The organism is Chromobacterium sp. W521, from assembly GCF_052805975.1.
This window is the reverse complement of record NZ_JBRBAF010000002.1, coordinates 484,737-497,785: the sequence shown is the minus strand read 5'-3', so window position 1 is coordinate 497,785 and position 13,049 is coordinate 484,737. Positions and strand designations below refer to the sequence as shown.

The window sequence follows — 13,049 nt, the reverse complement described above, 5'->3', positions numbered from 1 at the left end:
AGAGGAGGTCACCCAGTACCAAAAGGATTACCCTAATTTTTAGTAAGCACCATCCTTGCGCAAAACAACCAACACTGTTTTAAATAGAATAACAACATCATTCATAAATGACCAATTCTTTGCGTAGTTAACATCAAATTCAACACGCTGATTATAACTGACATCATTTCGGCCGGAAACCTGCCAGAGCCCTGTCAGGCCCGGCTTGGCTGCTAAGTAGAAGCCAACATTTTCACCGTATCTATCCAGTTCGTTGGTGACAATAGGACGCGGTCCAACGAGGCTCATCTCACCTTTAACGACGTTCCACAGTTGAGGCAATTCATCCAGGCTAGTCTTTCGGATAAAGTGACCAATCGTTGTGATACGTGGGTCATTTCGCAGCTTAAAGTCCTTATCCCACTCAGCTCGGGCCTGGGGGTCTGACTCCAAAAGTTGCTTCAAAACTTCATTCGAATTAATAATCATACTTCGAAATTTCAGGCATTTGAATTTCTTACCGGCCTGGCCAACTCGTTCATGTCCATACACTGCAGGGCCGCCATCCTTCCGAACCAGCAGTGTAATCCAGAGCATCAACGGGGATAATAGTAACAGGAGGATCAAAGAAACTACCATATCGAAGCCACGTTTGACATAGCGGTATGCCAAACCAGCCAGATTGTTAGGCAGATAGAGAGTCAATTTATCCTGTTCTTCCAGATATTGGGCGCGAGTTCTTCTATATTGAATGATTGGGGAATCTGACAATAGGATAAGGCTGCGGCAACTGAGTAAGAGTTCATCAACTAGCCCCTCCACTTCCGTCAAGTTCTGATTGCTGAATACTAGTGCAACAGTAGGGTAATTCAGCTCGTGCAGCGCAACAGTCAGCGCACTGCGCTGGAGCGAGACCACCGGGACATTTACTTTTTCTTTTCTGATCCAATTATCGTTTTGCACTGGCACATTAGAGTTATAAACATGAATGATGTTATCAACATCATAATTGGCAATGGCATCCATTTGTCGCTTGACTAGTCGTGACACACATCCATCAATAAAGATGACCGTAACCCCCCGCCCCCAAAGACCTAATCGATTCAAACAATGCTTGGCCAGTTGTTGTGCGCAAGGCGCCAAAAACAGTACCAACAGCCATGTAGTCGCCCATGTACTTTTGAATGGGGTTTGACCAGAGAAAAACAATATCAATCCCTGCGAGGCAGCTCCGACAAATACAAACCTCAACTCTTGACCAAGGTTAATCTTGCATGGCGAGCTTGCGTGGTATTTTAACTTCAATATTTTTATGGTTAATACAACCATAGCAGCCAACATCATAGAAAGAAAAAGAAAATGACGGGCACTACCCACGTCCTTTTCGAAGCCCGCGCTGACTGCAATCAACATACACGCTGCCATTATAAAAAGATCCAGAGCAACCAAAGCTATTGCTATTAGCATCCTGTTTGCCTTCGCGCCACTCTTACTTTTTGCGAGTACTAATCCAGTCAGTGCTTCTATTGAAGACATACCTATAACCTTTTATTGTTGATTGGCGCTTCTTGTGCCTGCCCTAAAGTTTAGATAAGTGGTTGTGCGTAACAAAGTTTGAATTCAACACCAACCTTGTCAAGCATCTTTCGTTACCTTGATTTTCAGCTCATGGGCACCTCAGATATTGAATCGCCACCAAAGATACTTAGACTACTTCCACAACAACTCTACTAAGCTCAGCTCTGGACTTACGGTGAGAGCCATGATCAAGCAACCAAACATTGTTTTACAGGCTGCTGGTCGTATGCATCCTGCTGTTATCCAAAATAAGTAGAGCTCTTATTTTTCTCGACCGACCTCTTTAAAGTCCTTAACTTCCTATCTACGTAACGAATTTTCAAGCGCAACCTAAAGCGAACATTAACTAGCACAAATACATTACAAATATTATTGTGTCGCCGTAGCTCCCGCTCATGTGTGCATATGGGTGGCCAACTCCGTTACACGTTCGGCAAGCTCGAAAAGCTTTTTTATCTATGAAAAGCAAATTGTTTTCCTGTGCCTGCCAATTGCTCGGCACATACTAAGCCTTACGAAAATCAGTCAAATACTGGCTAGCCCCTTTTATTAAGCGAATAGCGCACTTGCTTGTAGCTTAAACCTCACTCCTGTAATCTCGCTCTAGGCAATCCAGGGCAAGCACCGATGCATTTGGACGTTTTTGCCACATGCAAGCCCACATTATACCAAAGACATAACCATCTTCCGGGCTGCCTCTACTACAGCTTAGATTATCCGACAGTTTCTCAGGTCGTTTACCTGCAAGGCAAGGGCATTTAGACTGCCTGCCAAGTCTCTTTGCTTCCTGCCGAGACGTACCAGCCGTTCACAAGCAGTAAAGCAACGGTAGTTGCCCTGCTCCGCTCCTAGCGGTCTTGCCACTCATGCGTGATACCCTTCGGATACACATTTGCTATGTACTCAAGGGCACAGCATCTACTTCGGCTTGAGGTTGCGCACTCAACCAAAGGCGGCAAAGATGCTATTCCCTAGCAGAAAAAACTGAGTTTAGTTGCGTAACACTACTTATTCAAGACACCCTTCACTATCTCCTCTAAAATCATGGAAATCGGCCCAGCGCTGTTCAACATAACGAGCAAACTCAGCTCGAAAACGCTCGGCGGAAAATCTCTCAGCATTCGCACGACAAACGTGTGCGTCAATCTGCACTGGTAAAGACTCGAAGCGCTGGACAGCATGCACGATCGAATCTACATTCTGATGGTGGAACCAAATACCTGTTGCCTTATCGCTCTTGCCGCAGTCCATTACGGTTTCGAGCGAACCACCTTTTCCATAGGCGATCACCGGCGTTCCACAAGCCTGCGCCTCGACAGGGGTTATTCCAAAGTCTTCCTCCGCGGCAAAAATAAATGCCCTTGCATTTTGCATGTATCGCTTAAGCTCGGAAAACGGTTGGTAGCCTAGCAGAGTCACGTTCGGCGTCGCCAAAGTACGCAGTTTGGGAAAGTCTGGACCATCACCGATAACCACTAGCTTCCTGGTAGGCATCTGCGCAAATGCTTTGACAATGAGATCCATACGTTTGTAAGGCACCACCCGTGAGGCGGTAAGGTAATAATCTTGCTTGTCAGCACAGTATTCGAAGCTATTAACATCAACCGGGGGATAGATCACATCAGAGTTACGGCCATATATCTTGTGAATACGACGCCCAATGAAACGAGAATTGGCGACAAAATGATTCACGCCAGCGGCAGTTCTGTAGTCCCAAATCCTAACTTTATGCAGTAACCACTTAGCTAGCCAACCTTTTAGACCATGATCAAGCCCAGACTCACGTAGGTACTGGTGCTGCAAATCCCAAGCATAACGAATCGGCGAATGCACATAGCTGATATGCAATTGATCCGGTCCAGTCAAAACACCTTTGGCTACTGCGTGCGAGCTCGAGATAACCACATCATAAGCAGACAAGTCTAACTGCTCAATAGCTAACGGCATAAGCGGAAGGAAAGAGCGGTAACGCTTGCTTACTCCTGGCAGGCGTTGAATAAAACTTGTCGTCAACTTTCGATCACGCAAATAGTCTGCTTTCGCCACAGTTTGAGGATCAGCATAAACACAAAAAAGATCCGCATCCGGAAATACCATCAGCATCTGCTCCACAACCTTTTCTGATCCCGCAAGTGTGGTAAACCATTCGTGTACAACCGCAATTTTCATTGAATTAAGGTCTTTCGTTTGGTTGCAAACCGAGCATTTCGTTACAAATAAAATCAGCCAAAGCCTCGGAGCTTTTGTCCCAGTTAAACTTTTTAACTTGTTCAGAACCGCGAGCCTTCAACTCTATCTGCAAAAAATTATCACTGACTACACGATCGATGCACCCAGCAATCTCAGCAGGAGAAAAGGGGTTGAAATACAATGCCGCATCACCACATACTTCTGGTAGCGATGCTGTATTCGAGCACACGATAGGGGCACCCAACGCCATGGCTTCAAGCGCAGGTAAGCCAAAGCCTTCATACACGGAAGGTTGTGCAAACACAGCCGCGTTGCGATAAAGCGCACTCAACTCTACATCCGACACATAGCCCGCCAAAATAGTGCGCCCACTGGGCAAGACCACCCCACTTTTAAAGACCACGTTGTCGCCCCCCCCCACAATCACTAGACGAACTCCAGTTGTCACTTGGTCCATCGCCAGAAGCAAACTCTTGAAGTTTTTCCCTTCTTGCAGGCTACCTACTGCTAGAACATATGGTTTTCCACGTAAGTCCAGTCGATCAAGAATGCGGTCATCATCGCTCGGAGCGATGACATGATTGGCTCCATTTTGAAAGACACAAATGGAGCCCTCATCTATATGTAATGCCCTAGCGATTCGATTCCGTGAAAAATAAGACACCGTACCGAGTCTATCACCCCTCCACTTAATCATACTCATGATGAGCTTAGAGAAAGCACGGTACTTACCTGAGTAATTTCCAGGCATATCGTATACAGCAGCATCGTGAACCAAAACAAACTGCCTGCTCAGGGCAAGCACTGGCGCAGTGTTACACAGGTTTATTATCAGTGAATGACGAGCCCGAATAGGGAGAACGAGCTGTTCCCAAAGCGTTGCCCACAACGCACGCAATTTAGAAAAGCGCAAATTTTTCGGCGGGGCCAGAGTTGTGCATTGAACACCTCGTTCTTCCAGCCTGCGAATCAAACGCTCCGAGAGCTCGAAGCCAACCCGTTGCACCCCTGTTAGCTTCGCGGAGACAAATTTGTTATTAATTACTACCTTTTTCAAAGCGCCCCCTACTACGGACTTGTTGCAACGGGAATATCTAAACGTCGTTTTTCAGAGAAACCTGCCCCCAGAAAAACACCCAAACCAATTGAAAAGTAGAAGAACGATATAATATCAGGAACTGAAATCGAGAATGCAACCAGCCACCCAAATAGCATTGCCGCCACTGCCTGCTTCCCAACGGAGAGCTCAACTTCTTCCCGTCCAAAAATACGCCTTAAGACCAAAGCAATAATAACTAGAAAAAGAGAAGCCCCGAAAAGCCCCATTGTCGCGGCCACATTAATAAATGCTGAACTTGCACGAATAGAGCCAACACCAACGCCAAGCCCCCAACTTTCAAAGAATGCTCTAAGTGCAGTTACGTCCCAATAAAGGCGCTCAGCACCACTTGAAAAATTTCCAGACTCAAATCCATCTGTATCAGAAAACTTCCCAAAAACATAAGATGAAAGGGTTTGCGAACTTACAAGCAAGCCTACGACAAGTGCACTTAAAAGGAGAACGCTAAGGAAAGCAACACCACGCCCCCCTCTGCTAACTCTATCCCGCCTCGTCATTGGAGCGAAGGCCACAACGATCAATACAATTGCAGCGCTAATATACGCTGTCGTAGAAAAAGAAAGCAACAGTGAAGAAAAAATAATTAAAAATATTAATTTATCTTTGATTTTACGAGTACTTCGCATATAAATAAAGCTTGCTGCAGCAGTACCACTCATGAATGCAGAAAAATATGATGGTTCTCCAAACACCCCTTGTGCACGACGCAGAGGAAACCCGAAAATCCCTTCAAGAGCATACCTGTCAGGTCTATACTCACCAAGTACCTCCCCCATTAAGAACCCGAAAATATCTACTCTTCCCAAAATGAGGTTTAGACCAAGATCTACAATAATTACAACCCCAATCCAACAAGAAATAGTCACTAGTTTTCTTGAATACCCTTCAGAAAACATTCCATCTATTTTTGTTGCATGCACAGCAACAAATACCAATCCCGTTGCTACCGCAAGATAGGCTAACTGAGCAATGTTCGAAATTGAAAAATCAAGAGGAACAGCAAAACGGAAACCTTCACTCAAGAGTCCCGGACGAACAACCTCAATGGCTCCACCCATTAGCCAAGGGACTGTAAGAGTTATCAATGCGGCATAAGAGAAAAGGCTTACTAACCAAACCCTTCCAGGAAATTGACCAACACCAGGCTCAACCCTAACTAAACGTCTGAATAAATACCGAGCAATAAATGCAGTTGCAACTATTGGCCCCGGAAGCAATGAACGCCCCAAATCTTCATTCAATACATACGTTCCAATGAGACTTGAAAATGCCACAACAAGCAAAGCCACTTGAATTCGACTAAACAGAGCAAGCCAGATGCAGAAAATTGTTACAGGTAAAGCTATGCCAAAGTTCATCTCGGTTATGTACGCTTTGGGTTAAACCAGTCATGCATGACACGGACAATACTTTCAGGAATCATGCAAAAAATTAACGGAACGACAGTTTTGTAACCAAGTAGTTGTCTTACCTCAGTAGATTGAACAACTTTCCATGGCGTTCTCTGCCTGTACTTCTCTGATAAGACTCTTCGTACAACTTCCTTAAAGAGTCGTATCTTGAAATATTTTTCTATTTCTGCCGATGAGAAGCCAATACTCTGTAGATGGCACGGCAAAAAGGCACAATATTTGACGCAAACATGAATCCAATAGTCATGCTGCAAATATCCATTATCAGCTGTTTGAATCAAAGGCTGTCCTGCCAAATATTGAATGGCGCGACCGGACGCAATTGCTTTATACATCAACAGGGCGTGAGCCAACTCGCCGATTTGATCAAGCTCGACAAACTCATCAGGTGAGATTTGATCGACAAATGTGCGATCGACGATGTTTGCGGAAATAAAACCGACAAGAGGGTCTAACAGCTGAACTATTCCTGAATCTTTTCCGAAGAATATAGTTCTGTCATCACCACCAATAGTGACGTCGTTGATCTTGACACCATCCGGTCGAACTCGCGAGTAACTCAAAAGCACAGCTGCTGGTTGGCGCTGGAGAGCCTGAATCACTTTCCTGAAACCACCTTCAGCAAAATAGTCATCGTCGCCCATGACCCACAAGTACTTCCCTACACCGGCGAGATGGGCCTTGTGGATATTTGCAATGGGACCAATATTTTCAGTGTTACATTCGTAGTTGACACAGGCGTATCGTTGACAAAGGTTTTTGGCGACGGTGCTTGTTTCATCGGAACTACAATTATCGATGATATTAATTTCAATCAACTCGACGAATTCACGTATTTCCTGATCCATAGAATCAAATAGCGCTTGGAGATACCCTGCTCGATTAAAGGTAGGAATGTTAATCGACAGTAACTTTTTCATGATTTCCTCGCTAGCCACATTTTCTTCATGATTGCAGCAGGCAGCAAATAAAATCCTATGCATTTGACTTTGGCTTTTGGGCCGTTCAACTTCCAAAGTTGGCCTAAAATACCCGTACCCTGCTTCCAACCTGTCATTTTTCTAGTTTTTATTTCACCAAGAACAATAGCATTGTTCTGGTCTTTGATAAGCTGGTCAACTAATCTCAGGGAATAGTCATTCTCGATAAGATAATTTCGTAAAATTGAGAGTCCCGCCCGCACTCGTGAAGAGTCAAGCCCTCTTGGCGACAATTCAATCCGGATCACCACTATCTGTTCATCCAACTCGAGCAAGTCAGCAAAGTCGGTGCGTAACCCTTCATAGATCCAAGCGAGTTGCGAGTATCCCGAAGCAAAAAGCACGGGATTAACTTCACGGTAGTACTTTCGAATAAACTCTCTAGAAAATATTGTTTTTGTAAAGTTTCCAAGACCCAATCCATATGCAGAAAGAATTTCATCATGGCTTGAGTAGCATTTTTTAACGGGTTCAGCGAAAAGACTGTCCGGTATAACCGCTGGAGCCAGCGGCATTCCCTCAAGATAGCGCTCTTCCAAGCCCTGCATTCTTAAGAAAGCTGGACGATGATCACACAAGGCTTCGCATACAAACTTCAGAGCCCCCTCACGTACATAGTCATCGTCTCCAAATACCCAAACATAGTCGCCAGTACTGCTGCGTAGCGCTTGATGGATATTGGGATCACCACCGATATTTGTGCTATGCCGTATAAGTTTAATAAGCGGAAATTCTTTGATGAGCTCGGCACAAATTTCAGGCGTTGAGTCTGTGCTTGCATTGTCGTAGATAGTAAGATCAACCTTTATATCAGTTGGTAGTATTGCCATTTGCAAGGCAACTGATCTAACGGCCCGCCTCAAATAATTCGCACGGTTGTGCGTCGGGAAGATAATGTTTAAGATGATCATACAAGCCTACATAGGTACTGAGCGCAAAAAGTACCGTTCTCTAACAATGAAAAGTGTCCAAGGTACGCTGAGAAAAATGCAGAGGGCAGAATAGCTCCACATAATCTCCCCTATCCCATACGGCACAGACAACAAAACCGCAACAAGCACTACACATGCCATTACAACAGATTGAAGCAACATCGGTTCCTCTTTGTGCGCACGCATGAACAATGCACAAGAAATAACGAAACAATTTGCCACCGATGCGCAAGCAAGAGCGATCATAACACTCAATTCAGGCAACCTATCATGGATACGAGTGCTCCATGTACTCGCCAATTCCGCCCCCAACACAACTGCCACAGCCGCTACAAGAGAGAAGCTGACAGATACCTGAGCTAGCCTCTTAAACATCCTGCTTGCCTCATGGCGAGCACCAAGCGCCAATAACCGCGCTATAGCGGGGACTTTTGCTGACACCCAAGCAATCGAAACAGTCGTGACAGAGTTGAATACTGTAATGGCCAACCCGACTCTTCCCGATTCGACTGCACCGTAGTTCTTAAAAATAATTGGAGTGAAAAGTTGAAAGATGAAAAAGCCACTGATCCAGCTAACAGCAATTTTCCACTGGAACGGAAGTATCTCTTTGAACCAAATACCAGGCACCCTGGCGACTCCTTTTGCGTTTTCGATCGTTCCCAGTATCTTAGCAATCTCTGAACGTGCCAGCCATATCGTGGTGCAAAATGCGGCTATGGTAGGTACTGCAGCTACAATCCACAGTTGGAATCCTGTAACCAACAGCACCCACATCAGTACAAATCCGATCGATGATTGACAAAGCCGCAAAATACCAATTTCTTTAACTAGCCCGAAACCCTCAAGGAATGATAGCCTCCAACTTAACCCCAGATTGTACGCCGTAGACAGACAAAGCAACATCCAGGGGAAAAGCCAGTTGTGCCACCGTAGCTCACTATCTTGAAAAAAACAAACACCGACAACATTTACACATAAAAAAAATAGAATACTCGCTATCCAATACCATTTTTTGAGCGTATTTGCCAGTGTGTGCAATCGATAAAAAGCCTGTCCGGACGGTGTGACCATGCCACCTTCCCGCTCAATCACAGCCTCCTCATGTGCAACAAACTGGATGATCACCTGCCCGAAACCTAGTTCAAAGAATACTTGAAGTGCGAGAATACTTGCGAAGGTAAAGTAATATCCCTGCTCCACTGGTCCCATAAAAAGCGGGATCAAGATAAGGGTAACTCCTCCCGAAAGCACCCCCCAGAATCTAAAAATAAGCGTTGTGATAATTTGAGCATCTACGTGCAGCACCACCATCGCACGTTCCATGAATGTAGTTTTTTTCATCTTAAGTAGTTTCACATGAGCCAGTAGCTCCAACAGTCCCAACACTTTAGCATCTAAATAATTTTTATGCGGGTGTTATTAACCCTGCAAGCACCTCGATAATCTGCCTCCCTTTAACAGCCCTATACTCGGAACGAAAATCAAAAAAGGTCAAAAGGATTACTTCAATATATTTTTCGTGAAATTTAATGAAGATTAAGAAAAAATGGCAAGGAAAACAGTAGAAATGCAACCATTTAGCTCATTGCCTTGACAACAAGACTCTCACTCACAAGCTTACAACACAGCCGACGGGCCGGCTGATTCGAAAAGGTCGCGGCAATACTTTAGGAAAATTAAAGTACACTTTGACCTTGCCGCCAGCAGGTAGGGGCGATGATGCAACACAGTCTGCCACCTCCGTGGATTCTATCCAATTCAAATTGGTCACTTTTTGTCAGCTCCGAAGGCTCCATGCTGAATTCTCAGTTCAGTCCATCAAATCTCGAAGTCAAGCAGCCAATCTCATTGTGTTAATGACGCAGTCGACGAATCACCCCCAAACGACGGGCATGCCACAGCATCGCACGCTCAAGGGCCTCCTCTACATCGAAAGCCTCCTTCAAACCCAGTTTCGCTTGCACGTGACCTAAGTCAGGAAAGAAGTCGTGACAGCGGGCATTAGCAGTGGGTTGGCTCTTGTAAACAAGTGACGGAGTTGGCACAGTACGAGCGGCCACCATCTCCGCAACTACAGCGTGACTGGTAGGCCGAGCAGCACCGAGGTTGTAGATCTCTCCATCTTGGCCATCAACTAACATCCGCAAAAGCCAACATGCTGCGTCGCTTCCATAAAGATAGCTACGACGAGTGGCCCCATCCCCATGAAGACGAATATCATTACCAGAAAGCGCATCGCGTATGAAATTATTGACCGCCCAAGGCGCATCTAATGACTGATACGGGCCAAGGAAGGTAAAAGCACGGGCAGTGCTAACGGGAATACGATACTGACTAGCGTAGATGCTCACCAAATTTTCGGCGGCGCGCCTCACCTCCGCATATACGTTATGTGCGCGGGTGAAATCCAAAACCCCGATATTTTCCTCACTCATGGCGAGATTCTGCATCTGTGTACCCAACACCAAGCCAGAGCTGATGTTCACGAAGCGCTGCAATAGCTCCAAGCGCGCGGAGGCAGCCAATGAGTATGCCATGCCATGTAGCGCAGTCTCGTGGACCCGTAGCGGTTCGGATGCATGTACGCGAGGATCGGCAATACCAGCCGCAAACAGCACCAACGTCGTATCCCGAGGAAGCTCAAAGGAGGAGCGCACATCTATGGCCTGTACTCGCACATCCTTTCGGCTGGCCAAGTGGGGATGATCTAGCTTCCAGGCTGTCGCCGAACGGCCAAGCAAATCTACACGAATTCGGTCACCCAACTTGTCGTTCAATGCAGCCACGGTCTCAGCGATCCACGTGCCAATAAAGCCAGTCCCTCCTATAACGGCAATTCTATGCTCGGCCAAGCGCGCAGCCAAGCCCTCCTGGAGCTGCAGAGATACCAAGCAATCCTCACGTATACTCTGTTGTAAAACATCGTCATTCATCGCCATTCTCCTGCATGCTCGACTGCACTTCTTTGAGCGCCAGCGCCACTTCAAGAATCAAGCTCTCTTGGCCGGCCACGGCTTTGCGGCGGCCCAACTCGAAAAAGATGTCACGCGGATCGACACCATGCTCGGCTCCGATGCTGTTGACCTGTTTAATGAACCCCGAGAAGACGCCCGACATACCACTGGCAATGCTGGTCGATGAAATGTAAGGCATCGACTTCACCATCGTCTTCTCGGCTAGATCCGCTGCATCAAGCATTTTATATAGATCGATGCCTGTCTCGAATCCCATTTTCTGGAACACTGCCACAAGCACTTCAAGTTGGGCATTACCGGCCCCCGCTCCAAAACCACGTGCACTACCGTCGATAATGGTTGCCCCGGCCTCCACAGCAGCGACCGAATTCGCGATGCCCATACCTAGGTTATTGTGCGCATGGAAGCCTACCGGAATGTTTAAAGCATCCACCAATGTTGAAATACGGCGTGTCACGTCACCAGGGAGGTACGCTCCTGCTGAATCCATAATAATTAGCCCTTCTGCACCATAGGCTTCCATTTTTCGGGCCTCATCCGCCAAGGTTTCTGGCGAAGCCATGTGACTCATCATCAGCACACCGTAGACTTCCTTACCGTGCTTACGCACATATTCAATGTGACGCTGGGTGATGTCCGCCTCGGTGCAATGAGAGGCAATACGGAAGACATCCACACCCAAATCCATCGCCATGGTTACATGGCGATGGATCGTGCAAAAGCCAGGGATCGCGTGAACAGCCATCTTGGAGCGTGTAAGATGCTCACGTGCGGTTTTCAGAATGATTTCATCGCTCAGAGCACACTCACCAACCAGCATTGATGAGGCTCCGAGTCCGTTGCCGTGCCCGACCTCGACAATTGGAACACCGGCGGCATTGGCTGCAGAGCAATATGTCGCAAACTGTTCTTGTGAGATCTGGTGACGTACAGCGTGGTTGCCATCGCGCAACGTCGGGTCGCTGATCAATATTTTCTTACTCATGCTACTTACTCCCAGCGTTGGCGCGCGATACGTTCAGCAATACCAATAGCCGCGCAGTTGATAATGTCCAGGTTACCTGCATAACGAGGTAAATAATCACCATTACCCAGCACTTTGACCGTGGTCATGATCTTGCCACCCTCAAGCGTGGGAGGGACAATCAACTGGTAACCGGGCACATACTGCGTAATACGTTTCATCATCTCATCAACCGAAGCCCGGATTGCAGTCAAATCAGGGTTAGATATTTTCGCATAAATCGTGGTCTGCATATCGATGGGAGGATGCGCCGGATTCAGGATCAAAATTGCCTTGGTCTGACGTGCACGGCTAAACTTGACCAGAGCTTGTTCTGTTGTCTCGATATACTCGTCCAAATTGGCACGTGTAGCAGGACCTGCACTGCGAGAAGCAATGCTGGAGACGACCTCAATGTACTCGATATCATCCTGCACTGCTGCAATCGCATTAGCTATCGGCACCGACGCCTGCCCACCACAAGTGATCATATTGATATTCTGCGCGCGGCTGTCGATGATCTGCTCGGCATTAATCGCTGGCACACACAGCTCACCTAACTTGGCTGGCGTCATATCCATGACGACCTTCCCGAGTTTTTTTAACACGGGCCAATGCTCCATATGTGCTGCTGCCGAGGTTGCATCGAACACGATGTCAATATCGTCAGCACGCTGGATAATAGCATCCAGGCCTCGATCTGAAATCGCCACCCCCAACTGACTCGCCTTTTGCATTCCATCGGAACGTAGATTACGTCCAACAAAGAGTACGCATTCCAATGCGTCCGAACGCATTGCCTTGATCAGCAAATCTGTGCCGATGTTGCCGGTGCCCAAGATGGCGACCCGGAGTTTTTGTTTTGCCATTGTAGTTT

General features: G+C 46.7%; 10 protein-coding genes. All 10 read right to left on the bottom strand.

The window, feature by feature from the left end; genetic code table 11:
- Nucleotides 1–39: 39 nt before the first annotated feature.
- Nucleotides 40–1,515, bottom strand: a complete 1,476-nt coding sequence (gene wbaP / locus ACUXV1_RS04715; protein WP_081862619.1) for an undecaprenyl-phosphate galactose phosphotransferase WbaP — start codon at nucleotides 1,513–1,515, stop codon at nucleotides 40–42.
- Between the two features lie 1,050 nt (nucleotides 1,516–2,565).
- Complete coding sequence (locus ACUXV1_RS04710; protein WP_043636949.1) at nucleotides 2,566–3,726, bottom strand: glycosyltransferase family 4 protein; 1,161 nt, start codon at nucleotides 3,724–3,726, stop codon at nucleotides 2,566–2,568.
- Between the two features lie 4 nt (nucleotides 3,727–3,730).
- Nucleotides 3,731–4,804, bottom strand: a complete 1,074-nt coding sequence (locus ACUXV1_RS04705; RefSeq protein WP_156038950.1) for a glycosyltransferase family 4 protein — start codon at nucleotides 4,802–4,804, stop codon at nucleotides 3,731–3,733.
- 11 nt (nucleotides 4,805–4,815) lie between these two features.
- The gene (locus ACUXV1_RS04700; protein WP_156038952.1) at nucleotides 4,816–6,225 is read right to left on the bottom strand and encodes a hypothetical protein; all 1,410 of its coding nucleotides are present in this window, start codon (nucleotides 6,223–6,225) and stop codon (nucleotides 4,816–4,818) included.
- Between the two features lie 5 nt (nucleotides 6,226–6,230).
- A complete protein-coding gene (locus ACUXV1_RS04695; RefSeq protein ID WP_446014480.1) occupies nucleotides 6,231–7,199 on the bottom strand; it encodes a glycosyltransferase family 2 protein in 969 nt (322 codons plus the stop codon).
- Nucleotides 7,196–8,170, bottom strand: coding sequence for a glycosyltransferase family 2 protein (locus ACUXV1_RS04690; protein WP_446014482.1), 975 nt, complete (start codon nucleotides 8,168–8,170; stop codon nucleotides 7,196–7,198). Before ACUXV1_RS04690 ends, ACUXV1_RS04695 begins: the two co-directional genes overlap by 4 nt.
- 6 nt (nucleotides 8,171–8,176) lie before the next feature.
- Nucleotides 8,177–9,505, bottom strand: a complete 1,329-nt coding sequence (locus ACUXV1_RS04685; RefSeq protein ID WP_156038954.1) for a hypothetical protein — start codon at nucleotides 9,503–9,505, stop codon at nucleotides 8,177–8,179.
- A gap of 542 nt (nucleotides 9,506–10,047) precedes the next feature.
- The gene (locus tag ACUXV1_RS04680; protein ID WP_052370498.1) at nucleotides 10,048–11,127 is read right to left on the bottom strand and encodes an NAD-dependent epimerase/dehydratase family protein; all 1,080 of its coding nucleotides are present in this window, start codon (nucleotides 11,125–11,127) and stop codon (nucleotides 10,048–10,050) included.
- Nucleotides 11,120–12,154, bottom strand: a complete 1,035-nt coding sequence (gene dmpG, locus ACUXV1_RS04675) for a 4-hydroxy-2-oxovalerate aldolase (RefSeq protein WP_043636965.1) — start codon at nucleotides 12,152–12,154, stop codon at nucleotides 11,120–11,122. The genes ACUXV1_RS04680 and dmpG overlap by 8 nt, the downstream gene beginning before the upstream one ends.
- A gap of 5 nt (nucleotides 12,155–12,159) precedes the next feature.
- Complete coding sequence (locus ACUXV1_RS04670) at nucleotides 12,160–13,041, bottom strand: acetaldehyde dehydrogenase (acetylating) (RefSeq protein WP_043636968.1); 882 nt, start codon at nucleotides 13,039–13,041, stop codon at nucleotides 12,160–12,162.
- Nucleotides 13,042–13,049: the final 8 nt, after the last annotated feature.

Excerpts from the sequence above, each read along its gene's own strand:
- wbaP (WP_081862619.1), bottom strand. The coding sequence starts at position 1,515 with ATGTCTTCAATAGAAGCACTGACTGGATTAGTACTCGCAAAAAGTAAG.
- ACUXV1_RS04710 (WP_043636949.1), bottom strand. The coding sequence starts at position 3,726 with ATGAAAATTGCGGTTGTACACGAATGGTTTACCACACTTGCGGGATCA.
- ACUXV1_RS04700 (WP_156038952.1), bottom strand. The coding sequence starts at position 6,225 with ATGAACTTTGGCATAGCTTTACCTGTAACAATTTTCTGCATCTGGCTT.
- ACUXV1_RS04695 (WP_446014480.1), bottom strand. The coding sequence starts at position 7,199 with ATGAAAAAGTTACTGTCGATTAACATTCCTACCTTTAATCGAGCAGGG.
- ACUXV1_RS04690 (WP_446014482.1), bottom strand. The coding sequence starts at position 8,170 with ATGATCATCTTAAACATTATCTTCCCGACGCACAACCGTGCGAATTAT.
- ACUXV1_RS04685 (WP_156038954.1), bottom strand. The coding sequence starts at position 9,505 with ATGGTGGTGCTGCACGTAGATGCTCAAATTATCACAACGCTTATTTTT.
- ACUXV1_RS04680 (WP_052370498.1), bottom strand. The coding sequence starts at position 11,127 with ATGAATGACGATGTTTTACAACAGAGTATACGTGAGGATTGCTTGGTA.
- dmpG (WP_043636965.1), bottom strand. The coding sequence starts at position 12,154 with ATGAGTAAGAAAATATTGATCAGCGACCCGACGTTGCGCGATGGCAAC.
- ACUXV1_RS04670 (WP_043636968.1), bottom strand. The coding sequence starts at position 13,041 with ATGGCAAAACAAAAACTCCGGGTCGCCATCTTGGGCACCGGCAACATC.